Annotated in this window: 18 protein-coding genes and 1 riboswitch; of the genes, 16 read left to right on the top strand and 2 right to left on the bottom strand. The window is 66.6% G+C overall.

Annotated features, from left to right (window positions below):
- The first annotated feature begins 124 nt into the window (after nt 1–124).
- From HOP58_RS14230 to HOP58_RS14210, 5 genes are all read left to right on the top strand, one after another.
- The gene (locus HOP58_RS14230) at nt 125–1,003 is read left to right on the top strand and encodes an enoyl-CoA hydratase-related protein (RefSeq protein WP_234260660.1); all 879 of its coding nucleotides are present in this window, start codon (nt 125–127) and stop codon (nt 1,001–1,003) included.
- 118 nt (nt 1,004–1,121) lie between these two features.
- Nucleotides 1,122–1,496 (top strand): cupin domain-containing protein, encoded by a 375-nt coding sequence (locus HOP58_RS14225; protein WP_103969830.1) that lies wholly within the window; start codon nt 1,122–1,124, stop codon nt 1,494–1,496.
- Nucleotides 1,497–1,544: 48 nt separating this feature from the next.
- Entirely contained in the window at nt 1,545–2,867 is a 1,323-nt protein-coding gene (locus tag HOP58_RS14220) for an NAD(P)/FAD-dependent oxidoreductase (RefSeq protein ID WP_234260659.1), read from the top strand.
- Between the two features lie 93 nt (nt 2,868–2,960).
- Nucleotides 2,961–3,713: an enoyl-CoA hydratase-related protein gene (locus tag HOP58_RS14215; RefSeq protein ID WP_191223233.1), complete on the top strand. Its 753-nt coding sequence runs from the start codon at nt 2,961–2,963 to the stop codon at nt 3,711–3,713.
- A 3-nt stretch (nt 3,714–3,716) separates the two neighbouring features.
- Nucleotides 3,717–4,325, top strand: a complete 609-nt coding sequence (locus HOP58_RS14210) for a class I SAM-dependent methyltransferase (RefSeq protein ID WP_234255052.1) — start codon at nt 3,717–3,719, stop codon at nt 4,323–4,325.
- Here the strand turns inward: HOP58_RS14210 and HOP58_RS14205 are convergent.
- Nucleotides 4,316–5,218 (bottom strand): LysR family transcriptional regulator, encoded by a 903-nt coding sequence (locus tag HOP58_RS14205; protein ID WP_234260658.1) that lies wholly within the window; start codon nt 5,216–5,218, stop codon nt 4,316–4,318. The two genes, HOP58_RS14210 and HOP58_RS14205, sit on opposite strands and share 10 nt — an antisense overlap.
- Before the next feature lie 102 nt (nt 5,219–5,320).
- On the opposite strand from HOP58_RS14205, the gene HOP58_RS14200 reads away from it, so the two are divergent.
- The 10 genes from HOP58_RS14200 to HOP58_RS14155 all read left to right on the top strand — a co-directional run bounded on the left by HOP58_RS14200 (nt 5,321) and on the right by HOP58_RS14155 (nt 16,059).
- Complete coding sequence (locus HOP58_RS14200) at nt 5,321–6,439, top strand: muconate cycloisomerase family protein (RefSeq protein ID WP_234260657.1); 1,119 nt, start codon at nt 5,321–5,323, stop codon at nt 6,437–6,439.
- A 10-nt stretch (nt 6,440–6,449) separates the two neighbouring features.
- Nucleotides 6,450–6,740, top strand: a complete 291-nt coding sequence (gene catC, locus HOP58_RS14195; RefSeq protein ID WP_234255045.1) for a muconolactone Delta-isomerase — start codon at nt 6,450–6,452, stop codon at nt 6,738–6,740.
- Nucleotides 6,741–6,796: 56 nt separating this feature from the next.
- A complete protein-coding gene (gene catA / locus HOP58_RS14190) occupies nt 6,797–7,765 on the top strand; it encodes a catechol 1,2-dioxygenase (RefSeq protein WP_234255043.1) in 969 nt (322 codons plus the stop codon).
- A gap of 112 nt (nt 7,766–7,877) precedes the next feature.
- Nucleotides 7,878–9,245 carry a Rieske 2Fe-2S domain-containing protein gene (locus HOP58_RS14185; protein WP_234255041.1) on the top strand — a complete coding sequence of 456 codons (1,368 nt, stop codon included), beginning with the start codon at nt 7,878–7,880 and terminating at the stop codon, nt 9,243–9,245.
- 31 nt (nt 9,246–9,276) lie between these two features.
- Complete coding sequence (benB, locus tag HOP58_RS14180) at nt 9,277–9,765, top strand: benzoate 1,2-dioxygenase small subunit (protein WP_103969839.1); 489 nt, start codon at nt 9,277–9,279, stop codon at nt 9,763–9,765.
- A gap of 33 nt (nt 9,766–9,798) precedes the next feature.
- Nucleotides 9,799–10,857 carry a benzoate 1,2-dioxygenase electron transfer component BenC gene (gene benC, locus HOP58_RS14175; RefSeq protein WP_234255039.1) on the top strand — a complete coding sequence of 353 codons (1,059 nt, stop codon included), beginning with the start codon at nt 9,799–9,801 and terminating at the stop codon, nt 10,855–10,857.
- A complete protein-coding gene (gene benD, locus HOP58_RS14170; RefSeq protein ID WP_234255038.1) occupies nt 10,854–11,630 on the top strand; it encodes a benzoate diol dehydrogenase BenD in 777 nt (258 codons plus the stop codon). Before benC ends, benD begins: the two co-directional genes overlap by 4 nt.
- Nucleotides 11,631–11,716: 86 nt before the next feature.
- Nucleotides 11,717–12,958, top strand: coding sequence for a benzoate/H(+) symporter BenE family transporter (locus tag HOP58_RS14165; protein WP_234260656.1), 1,242 nt, complete (start codon nt 11,717–11,719; stop codon nt 12,956–12,958).
- 100 nt (nt 12,959–13,058) lie between these two features.
- Entirely contained in the window at nt 13,059–14,264 is a 1,206-nt protein-coding gene (locus HOP58_RS14160; RefSeq protein ID WP_234260655.1) for a benzoate/H(+) symporter BenE family transporter, read from the top strand.
- Between the two features lie 82 nt (nt 14,265–14,346).
- Nucleotides 14,347–16,059 (top strand): zeta toxin family protein, encoded by a 1,713-nt coding sequence (locus HOP58_RS14155; RefSeq protein WP_234260654.1) that lies wholly within the window; start codon nt 14,347–14,349, stop codon nt 16,057–16,059.
- A gap of 2 nt (nt 16,060–16,061) precedes the next feature.
- On the opposite strand, the gene HOP58_RS14150 is transcribed toward HOP58_RS14155, so the two are convergent.
- Nucleotides 16,062–16,958, bottom strand: a complete 897-nt coding sequence (locus HOP58_RS14150; RefSeq protein WP_234260653.1) for a LysR family transcriptional regulator — start codon at nt 16,956–16,958, stop codon at nt 16,062–16,064.
- A 100-nt stretch (nt 16,959–17,058) separates the two neighbouring features.
- Nucleotides 17,059–17,157, top strand: a riboswitch (glycine riboswitch).
- 151 nt (nt 17,158–17,308) lie between these two features.
- Between HOP58_RS14150 and HOP58_RS14145 the strand changes: the two genes are divergently transcribed.
- Nucleotides 17,309–18,544, top strand: a complete 1,236-nt coding sequence (locus tag HOP58_RS14145; RefSeq protein ID WP_234260652.1) for a D-amino acid dehydrogenase — start codon at nt 17,309–17,311, stop codon at nt 18,542–18,544.
- Nucleotides 18,545–18,590: the final 46 nt, after the last annotated feature.

The following is an 18,590-nucleotide window of genomic DNA, read 5'->3' as shown; positions in this document are numbered from 1 at the left end:
TCTTTTATTTCCGTTTGGCTAAACTCCCCTTATGAGCTGTCGATGCAGTGAAGAAGCGGCTGTGACAATAAGTTGTCAGTAATGCCGTAATGAACCGGTCCTTTACCACACAGCGAGACAAGCCATGAGCCGAGCCGTGACCTTGATTCGCGAGGGCGACTGCGCGCGGATCACCCTGTTCAACCCGCCGGTCAATGCCTTGACCCAGCGGCTGCGCAGCGAGCTGCGCCGGGCCCTCGTCGAAGCCGAGAACGACCCGAAGGTGAGGTGGATCCTGCTCAAGGCGGGAGGCCGCTGCTTCTCGGCGGGCGCCGACATGGGCGAGCTCGACCGGCTGCATGAAGCGCCCTCCCTGCCTGAGCTGACACTGGCCATCGAGAGCGGCACCAAACCCTGCGTGGCCTGGCTGCACGGGGCAGTGCTCGGCGGCGGCCTGGAGCTGGCCATGGCCTGTCACTACCGGTTAGGTCCGCCCGAGCTGCGCCTGGGGTTGCCGCAGATCGCCCTGGGCTTGATTCCCTGCGCCGGCGGCACCCAGCGGCTGCCCCGGTTGATGGGGCTGGCCGCCGCGCTGCACCTGCTGCTCTCGGGTGAGACCATAGGGGCGACCCAGGCACGACGGCTGGGGCTCATCGATGCCGTGACGCCGCGGCTGCACGTGGAGGCGCAGCAGCAGGCCGAGGCGTGGAAGCTGGCGGCGCAGGGGGTGAGACGAACCCGTGACCGGCGCATCAAGGTGCCTGTTGCCGATGCGGCCGGTTGGCTCGAGCGCCAGTACCGCGCGCTACCCGACGAGGCGCGTGACAACCCGGCCTGCGCCAGACTGTTCGAAGCGTTGAAGACCGCCGTTTACCAACCCTTCGACGAAGGGCTGCGCCGCGAATGGGCGCTGCATCTGGAATGCCTTTCCCTGCCGCAGCTGCGGGAGCGCGCCGAGGCACGGCTGGCAGCACGGCGTCACGGTCGGCGTGCCCCGCGTCATCAATGGGCACGAGAGGGCTAGTCTGGATACTTCTCTCACCTGGGCCTTCAAACCGGGAGAGGCCTATCTCCTTCGCCCCGATGGTCTACTTTTCGAATAGCGCCAAGAAACGGCGTAATCGAACAACAAGGGGGGAGAAATGGAGACGAGGGAATATACGGCGATAGATATCGGCCAGAAGCTCAGCCTTGTCGATGAGCAGTGGTCGCCAAGAGTCGTGGCGGAGATGAACGACTACCAGTTCAAGGTCGTGAAGCTGAAGGGAGAGTTCGTCTGGCACGACCACCCTGACACCGACGAAACCTTCATCGTCATCAAGGGCAATTTGCGCATCGACTTTCGCGACGGTGCGGTGCATCTGGCGGCAGGGCAGATGTACGTCGTTCCCAAGGGGGTGGAGCATAAACCCTATGCCGAGGAGGAAGCGGAAGTGATGCTGATCGAGCCGCGCGGGGTTCTCAATACCGGCAATGCGGGAGGCGAACGCACTGCCTTGAACGACGTCTGGGTTTGAGCGGCATGACGCCGAAGAGGGATGCAACCGGATAAGCAAGGAAGAGACATGGCGCTGGAGAGCGATGGAGAAACCGTAGACGTCATCGTGGTAGGAGCGGGATTGGCGGGGCTTTCCGCGGCACGTGAGCTGGAAGCCGCGGGGCTGAGCTGCCAGGTGCTGGAGGCGCAGGAAACTCCCGGCGGGCGAGTCCGTTCGTCCGTGGGAGAGAATGGCCATCCGATGGAAGACGGCGCCCAGTTCCTGAACCGGGACATGACGGCGCTCGTCGAGCTGGTGCATGAGGCCGGACTGGAGCTGGTGGCGGGCGGAGCGGAAGGGGAGACGGCAGGGCTCGGTTCACGGGGCTTCATCGAGGCCGATACCTGGCTGAACGAACTGAGCGACGCCTGGCCCGGCCTGGTCTCGTCGGCGGGTTTACGCAGTGGTCGCCCGGATCTAACCGTCACGGAGCTGATCCGCAAGGTTACGGCCGACCCCCAGGGGCTCGCGCTCATGCAGAGCTCGCTTTGTGAACTGCTGTGCCATGCACCCGACGAGCTCAGCGCCCAGGCTGTGCTGGAAATTTTCGCAAGATACGAGTCGGCGCGAGAGGATGGCGAGTATCAGGTGTCAGGTTCGCTCGATACCCTCGTTGCCTGGCTTGCCGCAGGCCTTCCTCGCGCTCCTCGTTACGACACGGCCGTTACGGCGGTGACGAGAGGGGCAGAAGAGGGGAAAGGCGGCTTTGATGTCATTACCCCAAAAGGTGTCTATCACGCTGCTGCTGGCGTCATCCTGGCGGTGCCGCCGCTGGCCGCTCGTGAGATCGAGCTACCCCCGCCGTTGGCCGAGGATCTCCGCCCCGCCCTGGAGAGCTTCGTCCCCGGTGCCATGGTCAAGACCACTCTCGTGTATCGCCGTGCCTTCTGGCGTCAGCCATCCGCCTGGGGTAGGCCAGCGCCGCTCAGCGAAATCGTTTGCCTCGAACCAATGGGCACGACGCTGCTGGATACCACCAGGCCAGGAGAGGAGTCGGCGCGCTTGACCCTCTTCACCGGTGGGCACCGTGCGCACGACCTGGCGTTGGCAGATCGGACGGAGCGGCGTGCGTATGCGATAGAAATGCTTGCCGGGATTTTCGGTGGGGATGAGGCAAGGCACCCCCTCGACTTCACCGATGCCGTCTGGGTGCAGCATCCCTGGTGTGGCGGAGGCTACAACGCGCATGTCCGTTTCGGGGGCCTGCCGAATGCCGCGGCTCGGCTGCGCCAGGTAGAGGGAGGGTTGCAGTTCGCCTGCTCGGAGATTGCCGAGCGCTTCCCTGGCTACATGGAGGGAGCGCTGAATGCCGGCAAGAGTGCAGCGGCTCGCCTGATCCGAAGGCTGTGAAAGGCAGGACACGGCGCGGCTCGAAAACTTAGCTTACTTATTAATTTTTTCTTATGCTGTGGTCAGGCATTGGGTGTGAGAGGAGTGCGGATCATGGCAACCGACATCACCACGTCACGGCGAGAGGGCGGTATCGAGCTGCTCAGAATCAGCTGCCCCGAGCGGCGCAACATTCTGGACGCGGCGAGCTATGCGCGGTTGATCGAGGTGCTCGATGCGGCCGAGGCGGATGCCGAGGTCAAGGTGCTGGTCATCACCGGCAGCGAGAACTGCTTCACCGCCGGCAACGATCTGAACGACTACAAGGCACTGGCCAATGCCGAAAGCGTGCCGGCCATCGCCTTTCTGCGCCGCCTGCGTGCCTTTCCCAAGCCCGTGGTGGCCGCCGCCGAGGGGTTGGCGCTGGGGCTCGGCACGTCGATCCTGCTGCACTGCGACTTCGCCTATGCAGGTCACTCGACCCGCTTCTGCCTGCCTTTCGTCAACCTGGCCCTGACGCCGCTGGGCGCTACTACCTACCTGCTGCCACGCCTGGCCGGCGGCAAGGCCACTACGGCGATGCTGATGCTGGGCCAGCCGTTCACCGCGGCCCGTGCCGGTGAGCTGGGCCTGATCACCGACGTCGCCCCCGACGGCAAGGCGCTGATGCAGGCGCTCGACTGTGCCGAACGGCTCGTGGCCAAGCCCTTCGATACGCTGCTCGCCATCAAGGCGCTGCTGCGTGAGAGTGACGACGCTGCCGTCGAAGGCGCTTTCGCCAGAGAGGAGCGACGCTTGCTCGAGCGCTGTGGTTCGCCGGAGGCGCAGGGTGCCATCGATGCCTTCTTTGCCAGGCGTGGCCGCTGAACCATGCTGCGCAGCCTGATCTACGACGCCCTGATCCTGAAGCTGACTTCCCGTTGGTACGCCGCGGTGCTCGAACGGCTGCCCGAGGAGGCGGCCCTGCTGGACGTCGGGGTCGGCACGGCCGGGGCGCTGGCGGCCAACGCCGAGACGGTGAGGCGCAAGGGGCTGCGCATCACCGGTATCGACATCGATGCCGACTACATCGACCGCGCCCAGCGCCGGCTGGAGGAGGAGTCGCTCTGCGCCCATGCCGAGGTGCGTCTCGAGTCCGTCTACGACCATGACGGTGGCCCCTACGATGCAGCCTATTTCTCGGCCAGCCTGATGCTGCTGCCGGAGCCCGAGCGGGCACTTCGCCACTGCGCGGCACTGTTGAACCCAGGCGGACGGCTCTATTTCACCCAGACCATCCAACTGCGGCCCTCCCGTGGGATGGAGTGGCTCAAGCCCATGCTCAAGCGGCTCACCAGCATCGACTTCGGCCGGGTGACCTATGAGGATGCCTTCAAGGCGCAGCTCGACGCCGCCGGCCTGCGGCTCGAGGAGTTCACGGTGCTGTCGCGTCACGGCAGCCGGGCATCGTGCCTGGCGGTGGCCGCCCCTCAGGGATAGCGCCCGCTGCGGCGGTTCTCCACCAGCACCTCGAGGATGGCGTTGGCCTCCTGCATGATCGGCGAAGGCGCTTCGCCCTTGCGCCGGCTGCAGATCACCGGCGAGGTGAGGCCCGGGTCGGCGAGGTAGACATAGACGATGCCGTCGCGCTGCACGCGCTTGACCTGCTCCGGCACCAGGGTGATGCCGATCTCCGAGGCGACCAGCGCCAGCGCCGTCTGCAGCTCGTTGGCCTCCTGTGCCACGGTGACCTTGAGCCCACGGCGACGAAACAGCCCCAGCGTCATGTCGGCCAGGCTCGGGCGCGGCTGGGCCGGAAACAGCACCAGCGGGTACTCGGCGAGCTGAGCCAGGGTCGGCTTGGTATCGGCCAGCGGGTGGCCTTCGGGCAGGGCCGCCATCAGCGGCTCGTCGAACAGGTTCTCCTGCTCCACATCGGGGTCGTCGATGCGCATACGGCCGAAGCCCAGGTCGATGCGGCCGCTCTTGAGCGCCTTCATCTGCTGCACCGTGGTCAGCTCGGCCAGCACCAGCTCGACGTTATCCTTTTGTCGTAATTCCCTCACCAGCAGCGGAAGCTGTCCGTAGAACACCGAGGGAACGAAACCGATGCCGAACATCACGCGCTTGCTACGGGCCAGACGCTGGGTCGCGGCAACGGTGGTGTCGACCTTGTCCAGTATCTGCAGGGTATGCTCATGGAAGAACTGGCCCGCCGGCGTCAGACGCAGTCCGCGCGCGCTGCGCTCGAACAGCTCGGCACCGACTTCGCTCTCCAACTGCTTGATCTGTCGTGATAAAGGCGGCTGTGCCATGTGCAGCTTGGCGGCCGCTCGGGTCAGGTTGAGCTCCTCCGCGACCATGCAGAAATAGCGTAGATGTCGCAGCTCCATGATACCTCCAGGGTATGGCTCGGGACCTAAACGATATTGGTTCGGCCGCGCCGTGGCAATCAGACTGCCATGGTATCGAAACACCGAACCGCCGGAGCGCGCATGTCATCTGTCATCGAGTCCATCGAAACGCTGCTGGTCGATCTGCCGACCATCCGCCCTCACAAGCTCTCCATGACCACCATGGCCTGCCAGACGCTGGTCATCGTGCGTCTGCGCGACTCCGACGGCGTCGAGGGCCTGGGCGAGGGCACCACCATCGGCGGGCTGGCCTACGGCCCCGAGAGCCCCGAGAGCATCAAGCGCAACATCGACAGCTACCTGGCGCCGCTGCTGATCGGCCAGCCGGCGGACGCCGTCGCCGTGCTGCGTGCCCGCCTCGACCGCCACGCCCGCGGCAACGCCATCGCCAAGTCGGCGCTGGAGACCGCGCTGCTCGACGCCCAGGGCAAGCGCCTCGGCTTGCCCATGGCCGAGCTGCTCGGCGGTGCGCGCCACGACCACCTGCCGGTGCTGTGGACCCTGGCCAGCGGTGATACCGCCCGCGACATCGACGAGGCCTTCCAGCGCCTGGACCAGCGCCGCCACTGCGACTTCAAGCTCAAGATCGGCGCCAACGCCGTGGACGACGACGTGCGCCACGTGGCCGCGATCAAGGCGGCGCTGGGCGAGCGGGCCAGCGTGCGCGTCGACGTCAACCAGGCCTGGAGCGAGAGCACCGCCGTGCGCGGTATCGCCGCGCTGCAGGCCGCCGGTATCGAGCTGATCGAGCAGCCGGTCTCCGCCCGCGAGCATGCCGGGCTGGTGCGCCTGGCCAAGCGCTTCGAGGTGCCGATGCTGGCCGACGAGGCGGTGGCCGACGCTCGCGACGGCTTCGCCCTGGCTGCCGCCGGCTTCAGCGGCGCCTATGCGCTGAAGATCGCCAAGGCCGGCGGCCCCCGCGGCGCCCTGGCGTTGGCCGAGGTGGCCCAGGCGGCGGGCATCGGTCTCTACGGCGGCACCTTGCTGGAGGGCAGCATCGGCACCGCCGCCTCGCTGCACGCCTGGGCCACGCTGCCCGAGCTGGCCTGGGGCAGCGAGATGTTCGGCCCGCTGCTGCTCAAGGACGACATCGTCGCCGAGCCGCTGGCCTACGGCGAGTTCGGCGTGGAGCTGCCGAAAGGCCCGGGGCTGGGGATCGCCCTGGATGAAGACAAACTGGCGCATTACGCCCGCCGTTGAGGAGAAACGCATGCTTTTCCAAGTGGAAATGACCGTCAAGCTGCCGCCGACGATGCCGGCCGACGAGGCCGCCGCGATCAAGGCGCGCGAGAAGGAGTATGCCCAGGAGCTGCAGCGTCGGGGCAAGTGGCGCCACCTGTGGCGGATCGCCGGCAGCTACGCCAACGTCAGCATCTTCGACGTGCGCGACAACGCCGAGTTGCAGGAGCTGGTCGCGGGCCTGCCGCTCTTCCCGTGGATGGAGATCGGCGTCAAGCCGCTGTGCCGCCATCCCTCATCCATTCGCGACGACGACAGCTGACCCACGAACCAACACGCCAGCCCTGCGGGGCCTCCAACGACAACGAGGTATGACCCATGACCGTGAAGATCCATGACACCCCCGACGTACAGAACTTTCTCAAGGCCGTGGCCGGCTTCGACGAGCAGGGCGGCAGCCACCGTGCCAAGCAGGTCCTGCATCGCCTGCTCTCCGACGTGTACCGCCTGATCGACGACTTCGACGTCAGCCCCGAGGAGTTTTGGTCGGCGGTGAGCCTGCTCAATGAGCTGGGCAAGGAGAGCCAGTTCGGCCTGCTGGCCCCGGGGCTCGGCTTCGATCACTTCCTCGACATGCGCATGGACGCTGCCGACGAGCAGGCCGGCCTGACCGGCGGTACGCCGCGCACCATCGAAGGCCCGCTCTACGTGGCCGGTGCGCCGGTGAGCGAAGGCGAGGCGCGCATGGACGACGGCAGCGATGAAGGCGCCGAGGTGATGTGGCTGACCGGCCAGGTGCGCGACACTCAGGGCAAGCCGGTGGCCGGCGCCCAGGTCGAGATCTGGCACGCCGACTCCAAGGGCGGCTACTCCTTCTTCGATCCCTCGCAGTCGCAGTACAACCTGCGCCGCACCATCATCGCCGATGCCGAGGGCCGTTACCGCGCGCGGAGCATCATCCCCTCCGGCTACGGCGTGCCGGCCGGCAGCCCCACCGACCAGGTGCTCAAGCTGCTGGGCCGTCATGGCCAGCGTCCGGCGCACATCCACTTCTTCGTCTCCGCCCCGGGCCACCGTCACCTGACCACCCAGATCAACCTGGCCGGCGACGAGTACACCTGGGACGACTTCGCCTTCGCCACCCGTGAAGAGCTGGTGGTCGACGCCACCCGCATCGAAGAAGCCGCCGAGGCCGCCAAGCGTGGGCTCGAAGCGCCCTTCACCGAGGTGGTGTTCGACGTTGAGCTGGCGCCCACCGCCGACCCCGAGCAGCAGAGCCGCCACAAGCGCCCGCGGGCGCTGGAAGACGAGGCGGCCCCGGCCAAGCGCGAATCTGCCGAGGCCTGATCCCCGACGCTTTTTCGCTAGACACCAGACGACACGAAGCGCTCCGCCCGCCGGCCCCCGCCGGCGGGTAGGGGAGCCTCGTCCCTGACAAGAGCAACGAGGAGTTGGAGCAATGACCGCACAGCTTGATCGTCTCGAGAAACGCGTTCGCGGTGCCGTCGTCGACGACGCCGAGAGCGGTATCTTCCGCTGCCACCGCAGCATGTTCACCGACCCGGCCTTCTTCGAACTGGAGATGAAGCACATCTTCGAGGGCAACTGGCTGTTCCTGGCCCACGAGAGCCAGGTCGCGGAGCCGGGCGACTACTTCACCGTGACCATGGGCCGTCAGCCGGTGGTCATCACCCGCGACAAGAACGGCGAGCTGCACGGCCTGATCAACGCCTGCGCTCACCGCGGCGCGACCCTGTGCCGGCGCAAGCAGGGCAACAAGGGCACCTTCACCTGCCCGTTCCACGGCTGGACCTTCAAGAACGACGGCAAGCTGCTCAAGGCCAAGAACGAGAAGACCGGCGCCTATCCCGAGGGCTTCAAGCAGGAGGGCTCCCACGACCTCAAGCGCCTGCCGCGCTTCGAAAGCTATCGCGGCTTCCTGTTCGGCAGCCTGAGCGCCGACGTGCTGCCACTGGAGGAATACCTGGGCGAGACCCGCAAGATCATCGACAACATCGTCGACCAGGCCCCGGAAGGACTCGAAGTGCTGCGTGGCACCTCCGCCTATACCTTCAACGGCAACTGGAAGCTGGGCGCCGAGAACGGTGCCGACGGCTACCACGTCAGTACCGTGCACTGGAACTACGCCTCGACCATGGATCGCCGCAACTATGACGCCGGCGGCACCAAGGCGGTGGACGCTGACGGCTGGTCGAAGAGCCAGGGCGGCTTCTACTCCTACGACCACGGCCACATGATGCTGTGGACCCGCCTGCTCAACCCCGAGGTGCGTCCGGTCTACACGCAGAAGGGGTGGATCGAGCAGGAGTTCGGCGAGGCGCGGGCGGACTCCATCGTCAACCAGACGCGTAATCTCTGCCTCTACCCCAACGTCTACCTGATGGATCAATTCTCCACCCAGATTCGCGTCATTCGGCCCATCGCCGTGGACAAGAGCGAGGTCACCATCTACTGCTTCGCGCCCAAGGGCGAGTCCGCCGAGAACCGCGCCCTGCGCATCCGCCAGTACGAGGATTTCTTCAACGTCAGCGGCATGGGCACCCCCGACGACCTGGAGGAGTTTCGCGCTTGCCAGAACGGCTACGCCGGCGAGGCCGCCGAGTGGAACGACCTCTCCCGCGGCGCCAAACAGTGGGTCGAGGGCGCTGACGACAACGCGAAGGCCATCGACATGAAGCCGCTGCTCAGCGGTGCCTCCCCCGAGGACGAAGGGCTCTACGTGCTGCACCACAAGCACTGGGTCCAGGAAATGCTGCGTGCCATCGAACGCGAGCGCGGCCAGTTCATCGCCACCCAGAGCGCCTGAGCCAGGCCTTACCGAGAAGGGGAGACATCACATGAGCATCAGCTATCACGACATCCAGGCCTTCCTCTATCGCGAGGCGCGCCTGCTCGACGACCGCCAGTGGGACGAGTGGCTGGCGTGCTACCGCAAGGACGCGGTGTTCTGGATGCCGGCCTGGGACGACGACGACCGGCTGACCGAGGACCCGCAGCGCGAGATCTCGCTGATCTACTACCCCAGCCGGGAAGGGCTCGAGGATCGCGTCTATCGCATCAAGACCGAGCGCAGCGGCGCCAGCACCCCCGAGCCGCGTACCACGCACCAGATCTCCAATCTGGAGGTGCTCTCTCAGACTGGCGATACGGTCGAGCTGCGCTTCAACTGGCACACCCTGAGCCACCGCTACAAGCAGACCGACGGCTACTTCGGCAGCTCCTTCTACACCCTGGACGTGAGCGGCGGCGAGCCGCGCATCGTCAGCAAGAAGGTGGTGCTCAACAACGACTACATCCACCAGGTCATCGACGTGTATCACGTCTGAACGATCGTGAACCCGGTGGGGGAGGAGACGACCATGAGCTATACCATCGCACTCAACTTCGAGGACGGCGTGACCCGCTTCATCACCTGCAACGCAGGAGAGACGGTGCTCGACGCTGCCTATCGCCACAAGGTCAATCTGCCGATGGACTGCTCCGACGGGGTCTGCGGCACCTGCAAGGGGCACTGCGAGCAGGGTGAGTTCGATCTCGGCGACGAGTATATCGACGAGGCGCTCTCCGATGAGGAACTCGCCGAGGGCAAGGTGCTGACCTGCCAGATGGTGCCCTCTTCGGACTGCGTGGTGCAGGTACCGGCGGCCTCGACCCTGTGCAAGACCGCGGTGGGCGAGTTCCCGGCCAGAGTCGCCGAGGTCGAGCGTCTCTCCGAGGACAGCTTCGAGCTAGTCATAGATCTTGATAAAGAGTATCTCGATGAAGGCGAGGGGGTGGTCTTCCTGCCGGGCCAGTACGTCAACATCCAGGTCCCGGGCAGCGACGAGACCCGCTCCTACTCGTTCAGCTCGCTGCCCGGCGAGCGCCGCGCGACCTTCCTCATCCGCAACGTGCCGAACGGCCTGATGAGCGGCTATCTCAGCGGTGCGGCCAAGCCCGAGGACACCCTGACCCTGACCGGGCCGATGGGCAGCTTCTACCTGCGCGAGGTCAGACGCCCGGTACTGATGCTGGCCGGCGGTACCGGCCTGGCGCCGTTCCTGGCCATGCTGCGCCAGCTGCAGGAGCAGGGCTGCGACCGGCCGGTGCGGCTGCTCTACGGCGTCAACGTCGACGATCACCTGGTCAAGCTCGACGAGCTCGACGGCTTCGTCGAGGCGCTGCCCGACTTCGCCTACACCACGGTGGTCGCCGATGCGGCGAGCGAGCACATGCGCAAGGGCTACGTGACCCACCACATGGCCCCCGAGCTGCTGCACGACGGCGAGGTCGACGTCTACCTGTGCGGGCCGCCGCCGATGGTGGACGCGGTGCTCACTCACTTCCGCGAGCAGGGGATTTCGCCCGCGAGCTTCCACTACGAGAAGTTCACCCCGAGCCTGGCCCCGGAAGAAGCAAAGAAGGAGGCGGTGGCATGAGCGCGCGTTTTGCCGAGCAGGTGATGGTGATCACCGGCGCCGCCCAGGGCATCGGTAAGCGCGTCGCCGAACGCGCCGGGGCCGAGGGCGCCCGGCTGGCGCTGGTGGACCGCGCCGAGCACGTCGACGCCGTGGTGGCAGAGCTGCGCGAGGCGGGAATCGAGGCCATTGCCATTCAGGCCGACCTGGAAGCCTGGGAGGGCGCCGAGGGCGTGATGCGTCAGGTTCACGAACACTACGGTCGCCTCGACGTGCTGATCAACAACGTCGGCGGCACCATCTGGGCCCAGCCCTACGCCCACTACACGCCCGAGCAGATCGAGGCCGAGGTGCGCCGCTCGCTGTTCCCCACCCTGTGGTGTTGCCGCGCGGCGCTGCCCTATCTGCTGGCGAGTGAGGGCAACATCGTCAACGTCTCTTCGGTGGCGACTCGTGGCATCAACCGGGTGCCCTACGCTGCCGCCAAGGGTGGCGTCAACGCCATGACCGTGGCGCTGGCCTTCGAGTACGCCGAGTACGGTATTCGCGTCAACGCCACCGCCCCCGGCGGCACCGAGGCGCCGCCGCGACTGACGCCACGCAACGCCGCCGAGCCCAGCGAGCAGGAAACGGCGTGGTACCAGCAGCTGATCGACCAGACCAAGGCCACCAGCTTCATGGGTCGCTACGGCACCCTCGACGAGCAGGCCGGCCCGATCCTGTTTCTGGCTTCCCGCGATGCCAGCTACATCACCGGCAGCGTATTGCCGGTGGCGGGAGGTGACAACGGCTGAGAGATCGACGACGCCACGCACCTGTTCGCCACGCTCATCTGCACGCACCAAAAAACCAACGATAAGAACATCCCCTGGAGCACACCGTGAAACATATCGAGAAAGGCACGAGCCTGAAGCGCCTGCCCGGCGATTTCATCCGCGACCTGACGCCCGAGAATGTCAGCGCCGGCCTGGTGGCCGGCGTGTTCGGCCTCAGCGCCGGCGTCATCCATATCAGTGCCGGCACCGCGGCCGGCCTGGACTCCTCGTTCATCATGATCTGGGTGATCAGCTACCTGATGATCAACGGCCTGTTCGGCCTGCTGGTGCCGAGCTACTACCGGCTGCCCCTGCCCATGGCCAACTCGATTCCCGGTGCGCTGCTGTTCGCCGCGGTGATCCCGGTGGTGGGGCTCGAGGCCGCGCTGGGGGCGACCCTGATCGCCGGGGCGATCTCGCTCATTGCCGGTCTTACCGGGGTGATGGCCACGGTGATGCGGCTGATCCCGATGCCCATCGTGATGGGCATGATCGCCGGGGTGCTGCTGAGCTTCGGCACGCGCATGGTCGGCTCGCTGGACGATGCGTTGCTGCCGGCCTCGATCATGATCCTCAGCTTCTTCCTGGCGGCTCGGCTGTTCCGCCGCGTGCCGCCGCTGCTGGTTGCCATGGGGGCGGGCATCGCCTACCTGATGGCCACCGGCGTCGACTTCTCCGGCATCCAGGCTACGGTGCGCTTCCCCGAGTTCATCGTGCCCGAGTTCACCCTGGGCGCCTTCCTCGCCTACGGTTTGCCGCTGGCGATCATCCTGGTGGGCATGGAAACTCCCGCCGGGGTGGGGCTGGTCAAGGGCATGGGCTACGACAAGGTGCCGGCCAACGGTATCACCGCGGTGGGTGGCCTGGGCACCATGATCTCCTCGTTCTTCAACCTGCACAGCACCTGCATCGCCGCGCCGATGACCGGCATCTGCTCCTCGCCGGAGGCCGGCGAACGCGACAAGCGCTGGGTGGCGGCGGTAATCACCGGTGCCATCTTCGTGGTCTGCGCGCCCTTCTACGGCTACGTGGTCAGCCTGATCGAGGCGACCCCGGGCTACTTCATCGCCATCATTGCCGGCCTGGCGCTGGTCCGGGTGCTGACCTCGTCGCTGGCCATCGCCTTCTCCGGCAAGAAACATGAGATGGGCGCGTTGTTCGCCTTCCTGATCGCCGCCTCGGGCATTCAGATCCTCGGCATCGGCGCTTCGTTCTGGGCGCTGGTGCTGGGTGTGTTGATCTCGATGATCTTCGAGACCAAGGACTTCGAGTTCATCGTCAAGCGCGAGACCGCCGCGGCGCGCTAGTGCAGCGGCCATACCGTCCTCCATTGGTCCGTGCGCGATCCGTCGCCGCGGGCCTTTTTTCCCGTTCCGACGTTCCATCTTCATTCACGCGAGGTGAACCATGTCATTGCGCCAGGACTGGTCGCTGTCGGCCGTTACCGCCGGCTTCGTGGCGGTGCTGATCTCCTACGCCGGCCCGCTGGCGATCTTCTTCCAGGCCGCCCAGAGCGCGGATATCTCTGCCCAGATGATGAGCTCCTGGGTATGGGCTATCTCCATCGGCGCCGCGCTGTCGGGCATCGGCCTGAGCCTGTGGCTCAAGGTGCCGGTGATCACCGCCTGGTCGGCGCCCGGCACGGCGCTGTTGGTCACGCTGTTTCCCGGGCTGTCGTTGAACGAGGCGGTGGGGGCCTATCTCACCGCCGCCTTGATCGTCTTCGCGGTGGGGGTGAGCGGCACCTTCGACCGCCTCATCGCCTTGATTCCACCCGGCATCGCCGCGGCGATGATGGCGGGTATCCTGTTTCAGTTCGGACTCGGCGTGTTCACTTCACTGGAGAGCGCTCCGGCATTGGCCATGGGCATGCTCGCCGCCTACCTGGTGTTCAAGCGGCTCTTCCCCCGCTACTTCCTGGTGCTGTTGCTGCTGGTCGGGATCGTCTTGGCGGTGGTACTGGAGGGCGCCAGCCTGGCGGGCGTTTCATGGCAGCTGGCCGCGCCCGAGCCGATTCGCCCCGAGTGGACGCTGAGCGCCACCTTGAGCCTGGCGCTGCCCCTGGCGCTGGTCAGCCTCACCGGCCAGTTCCTGCCGGGCATGGCGATCCTGCGCGGTGCCGGCTACGCCACCCAGGCCCGTCCGATTCTCACCGTCACCAGCCTGGTGTCGATGCCGATGGCACTGTTCGGCGGCATCACCACCGTGGTGGCGGCCATCACCGCGGCGCTGTGCACCGGCAGGGCGGCCCACCCCGACCCCGCCAGGCGCTACGTGGCCGGCGTGGCCAACGGCGTGTTCTATCTTGTCGGGGCACTGTTCTCGGGCAGCATCGTGCTGCTGTTCACCTCGCTACCGGTGACCTTCGTCGCCCTGCTGGCGGGGCTGGCGCTGATCGGTGCCATCAGCGGCAACCTCAGCGCGGCGGCGGCCGAGAAGCAGCACCTCGAGGCCTCGATCATCACCTTTCTGGCGACCGCTTCGGGGATGAGCCTGTTCGGTCTGGGCTCGGCCTTCTGGGGCGTGGCGATCGGCTGTGCGGCCTATCTGATCCTGCATCGCCCCTGGGCGCTACCACGGGAGCGGGCGGCGACCGTCGACGAAAAGGCGTGATTGCTCCGTCTGAGAAATTGGGCCAATGTCGAGGCATGAGCGCCGAACATCGGCCGGCAATCGCAGCACGAGCGTGGCTCCCATGTCTGATCCAGAAGTTACCCGACACTCGGCGTGGAACCCCGGCCTCGAGGCCGACCTGCCCAGGTGCTACCACGCCCTGGAGACCATTCATCGCGCGGAGAACGTTTCTACCCGGCTGGGCGAGATCCCCGAACTGAGAGCCCTCACTGGCCTCGAGGAGGAGGAGCTGGTGGCGTTTCGCGCCGAGCGCCTGGTATTGCATGAGCTGATCGTGCGGGTGACCGCCGATATCCGCGTGGCCGAGGGGGAAGAGGAGGAGATACTGGGGCGCAACTTCCGCCGCATCACCCTGCAGATACTCAGCGGCTACCTGCTGCCCCACATGCCGGCGTTGCGCCAGGCCTTCGACGAGCTCTATGCGACGATCCAGGCTCGAGCGGGGGAGGTCCTGGCGGCGGCCTTCGCTGTGGAGCCCGAGCTGGTCGAGCCCGAGCCCGTCTCGCTGCTGGCCCGCTGGTTGGGCCGGCGCCCGGCCCCACAGAGGCAGGCGGATCGGCGCACCCTGGAGGAGCGTCACCACGATGCCATCCAGGGCGTCAAGCAGCGGGGGCTGGCCGCCCAGGACGAACTCGAGCAGGCCATCTACAAGAGCGCCTATCGAATGATGAGTTCGATTGCCGCGGTCCAGGGCCATATCGGCGTGGACCGCGAGGTGCTGACGACGCTGATCGCCCGTCACGCCTGCAACGACTATGGCAGCCGTGAAATCGGCAACCTGCTGGCGCCGCACGTCGAACGGGCCATCGAGCAGGAGGGCTACGCCCGGGTGCCACTCGCCGACGAGCCGATCCTGATCAGCCTCAAGGGCGCCTCGGCGGCCGGCAAGAGCTCCCTCCGCCACCTGCTGCGATACACCCTGCAGGATCTCGGTATCCCGCCGGAGCAGTACGGTACCATCACGCCCGATATCTGGCGTCGCCTGCTGCTCGACTACGAGACCCTGGGCGAGGCCTACAAGTACGCCGGTCGCCTGGCGGGCAAGGAGGTCAAGCTGATCGACGCCAAGCTGGACCGCTACATTCGCGACAAGGCGCAGCGGGACCGCACCATTCCCAACCTGCTGATCGACCGCTTTCGCTTCGACAGCTTCTCCTCCGACACGGTGCCGCGACTGCTGGATGGCACTTACGCCAAGTACGTCTCCACCATGCACATGTACTTCATCATCACCCCGCCGGAGGCCACGGTGGAGCGGGGCTGGCTGAGGGGGCTGGAGCGCGGACGCTACAAGGCGGTGTCGGATTTCCTGGGGCACTGTGTGGAGGCCTACGACGGCATGCCCAGGGTGTTCTTCAAGTGGATGGACAGCCCGCGGCCGCGCTTCAAGTACGTGTTCCTCGACAACAGCGTGCCCCGGCACACCCCGCCGGAGGTCGTCGCCCACGGCACCCGCGAAGTGCTGCACGTGCTGGACCCTGTGGGCCTGGTCAACCTCGACCGCTACAAGAAGATCAACACCGCGGCGACGTGTCCGGAGGAGGTCTATCCCGCCGGCGACACCCTGGCCGTGGCCGCCAACTGCACCTTCCTCAAGCAGTGCCTCGCCAAGGTGCCGGAGGTGCGCTTCGCCGACCGCGCCAGCGGCAAGGTCTACCTGAGCGCCACCGCGGGCCGCTTCACGGTGGAGGACGTCGCGCTGCTGCGCGCCAAGCGGCAGGAGCCGGAGCTGGCGGCGCTGTTTACGGCGTTGGGGGTGCCCGAGGGGGAGTGAACTCAGCCTTGGGCTGGGCCGGCGGGAGCGTCCAGGCTCTCGACCAGCTCTACCAGATTGCCAAGCGCCGGTGAGTCGTTGCCGGGCCGCCAGGCGAACCACAGCGGCATGGCGCAGGCGTCGAGCTCCGGCAGGTGCAGGAAGCGGATCCCCGGCATGGGGTGATGGCTGCTGGCGGCGGGCAGAATGGCGATGCCGAGCCCCGCGGCCACCATGCTGAGAATGGCGATGTTGTCTGCGCCGTACTGCACCACCCGAGGGTGGAAACCGAGGCGCTGGAAATGAGCCTGCATGCGATCGAAGTAGACCGGTGAAGCGCTGCGAAAGCCCCACACGAACTCGGCGTCGGCCAATTGCTCCAGCCTCTCAGGCGGTGCCTCGACCCAGGCGGAGTTTGCCGGCACCGCCAGCACCAGCGAATCGTGTTGCAGCAGGCGCGTCTCGAGCCCCGGCTGGCCGCTGTCGTCGAGGTAGAGGATGCCGGCATCCAGGGTGCCCTCCCGCAGCCGCTCCAACTGCGGGCCCGAGAGCAGCGGGAAGACCTCGAAGGCAACCTGAGGGAAGCGCTCGCGATAGCGCCCGAGTAGCCCGGCCACCTGCGGCACCCACAGGTGGGTTACCGTCACGCCCAGGCTGACCTTGCCGACCACCCCTTGTCCCAGTGCGGTGAGGCGTGCCTTGAGCCGGATGCGGCGGTCGAGCAGCTGCTGCGCTTCCTCGTAGAGCGCCTGGCCAGCCACCGTCAGGCGTATGCCGCGGGCATGCCGCTCGAACAGCCGTGTCTCCAGGTCCTCTTCCAGCAGGTGAATCTGACGGGTCAAGGCGGGCTGGGCGACATGCACGCGACGGCTGGCGGCGGAAATGGAGCCGGCCTCGACGACGGCGACAAAGTAGTGCAACTGGCGAAATTCCATCGGCTCCGATACCAGGTTGGCATGGCTTTCATCGATTATTGGTATTTTTCCTATGGATTCCCAGAGCGGATAGTGGCATGACTGATAGTGCGACAGCGGGAGAGACCGGTCCGCGAGCTGCGACACCGGCGCCGAAGGAGCAACTGCCCCGGAAACTCTCAGGCCACAGGACCGCTTCGCATCACTGATTCCGAAGAGCGGCCGACGACTGCGTCCGTCGGCACACCGAAGGAGCAAGCGGGCGTTGCGCGCGTGAATCTCTCAGGTTCCATGACGGATGGGGTGCTCGCTGCCGGCTGGCGGCGAGTTCGACCCGACGCGTCTGGAGAAACGCAATGCAACGTATCGCCGTCATCGGCGGTGGCATCACGGGTGTCACCACCGCCTACGCGCTGCTCAAACGCGGCCTGGACGTCACGCTCTACGAGCGCAACCGCTATGCAGCCATGGAGACCTCCTTCGCCAACGGCGGCCAGCTGTCGGCCTCCAATGCCGAGGTGTGGACTCACTGGCCCACGGTGCTCAAGGGGCTGCGCTGGATGCTGCGAGCCGATGCGCCCCTGCTGGTGAATCCCCGGCCTACCTGGCACAAGCTGAGCTGGTTCGCCGAGTTCATCGCCGCCATTCCCCGCTATGCCGACAACACCACGGAGACGGCACGCCTGGCGATCGCCGCCCGGGAGTATCTCTACCGCTGGGCGCGCGACGAAGAGATCGAGTTCGACCTCGAGCGGCGGGGCATTCTGCACATCTACCGCGACCGGGCGAGCTTCGAGCATGCAGCCAGAGTCACCAGGTTGCTGGCGAATGGCGGGCTCGAGCGGCGGCCGGTGACGCCCGAGGAGATGCGCGCCATCGAGCCGAATCTGGCCGGCGACTACCATGGCGGCTTCTTCACCGAGAGCGACGCCACGGGCGACATCCACAAGTACACCCAGGGCCTGGCGGCTGCCGTCGAGCGTCGCGGCGGGAGCATTCGCTACGGCCAGGACGTGTCCGGTGTCGGGGCCGATGCCGGCGGAGCCTGGGTCGGCGTGGAAGGCGAGCGGGAGGCGTACGACGGCCTGGTAGTGTGCGCCGGTGTGGCGAGTCGTGGCCTGGCGGCCAGGCTCGGCGACCGTCTCAACGTCTATCCGGTGAAGGGCTACTCGATCACCGTGCATCTCGACGACGCGGCCTCTCGAGATGCGGCGCCGATGGTGAGCCTGCTGGACGACGAGGCCAAGCTGGTCACCAGCCGGCTGGGCGCCGAGCGTTTCCGCGTGGCCGGCACCGCCGAGTTCAACGGCCTCGACCGCGATATCCGTCACGACCGAATTCGCCCGCTGATCGACTGGGTCGAACGCTGCTTCCCCGGCGTCGGTACCCGGCGGGTCGTACCCTGGGCGGGGCTGCGCCCCATGCTGCCCGACATGATGCCGCGGGTGGGAAGAGGGCGGCAGCCACGGGTGTTCTACAACACCGGCCATGGCCATCTGGGCTGGACGCTGTCGGCGATCACCGCCGAGCTGGTGGCTGACTCCGTGATGGTGGCCAGAACGGAGCAGGTACGCCCCAGCCTGGCTCAGTAACCGCTCCGCGCGCTTCAGTACGGAAGCCTTCCACGAGCCATGCCGT

It is taken from the genome of Halomonas sp. MCCC 1A11062 (assembly GCF_021404355.1).
Classification (GTDB): domain Bacteria; phylum Pseudomonadota; class Gammaproteobacteria; order Pseudomonadales; family Halomonadaceae; genus Halomonas; species Halomonas aerodenitrificans.
The sequence above is the reverse complement of the archived record's forward strand: the minus strand, read 5'-3'. Positions and strand labels throughout refer to the sequence as shown.

Coding starts and splice junctions, on each gene's coding strand:
- HOP58_RS14185 (WP_234255041.1), top strand. CDS start 7,878: ATGACCGCACAGCTTGATCGTCTCGAGAAACGCGTTCGCGGTGCCGTC.
- benB (WP_103969839.1), top strand. CDS start 9,277: ATGAGCATCAGCTATCACGACATCCAGGCCTTCCTCTATCGCGAGGCG.
- HOP58_RS14160 (WP_234260655.1), top strand. CDS start 13,059: ATGTCATTGCGCCAGGACTGGTCGCTGTCGGCCGTTACCGCCGGCTTC.
- HOP58_RS14155 (WP_234260654.1), top strand. CDS start 14,347: ATGTCTGATCCAGAAGTTACCCGACACTCGGCGTGGAACCCCGGCCTC.
- HOP58_RS14215 (WP_191223233.1), top strand. CDS start 2,961: ATGGCAACCGACATCACCACGTCACGGCGAGAGGGCGGTATCGAGCTG.
- benC (WP_234255039.1), top strand. CDS start 9,799: ATGAGCTATACCATCGCACTCAACTTCGAGGACGGCGTGACCCGCTTC.
- HOP58_RS14205 (WP_234260658.1), bottom strand. CDS start 5,218: ATGGAGCTGCGACATCTACGCTATTTCTGCATGGTCGCGGAGGAGCTC.
- HOP58_RS14200 (WP_234260657.1), top strand. CDS start 5,321: ATGTCATCTGTCATCGAGTCCATCGAAACGCTGCTGGTCGATCTGCCG.
- benD (WP_234255038.1), top strand. CDS start 10,854: ATGAGCGCGCGTTTTGCCGAGCAGGTGATGGTGATCACCGGCGCCGCC.
- catA (WP_234255043.1), top strand. CDS start 6,797: ATGACCGTGAAGATCCATGACACCCCCGACGTACAGAACTTTCTCAAG.
- HOP58_RS14220 (WP_234260659.1), top strand. CDS start 1,545: ATGGCGCTGGAGAGCGATGGAGAAACCGTAGACGTCATCGTGGTAGGA.
- HOP58_RS14210 (WP_234255052.1), top strand. CDS start 3,717: ATGCTGCGCAGCCTGATCTACGACGCCCTGATCCTGAAGCTGACTTCC.
- HOP58_RS14230 (WP_234260660.1), top strand. CDS start 125: ATGAGCCGAGCCGTGACCTTGATTCGCGAGGGCGACTGCGCGCGGATC.
- HOP58_RS14225 (WP_103969830.1), top strand. CDS start 1,122: ATGGAGACGAGGGAATATACGGCGATAGATATCGGCCAGAAGCTCAGC.
- catC (WP_234255045.1), top strand. CDS start 6,450: ATGCTTTTCCAAGTGGAAATGACCGTCAAGCTGCCGCCGACGATGCCG.
- HOP58_RS14145 (WP_234260652.1), top strand. CDS start 17,309: ATGCAACGTATCGCCGTCATCGGCGGTGGCATCACGGGTGTCACCACC.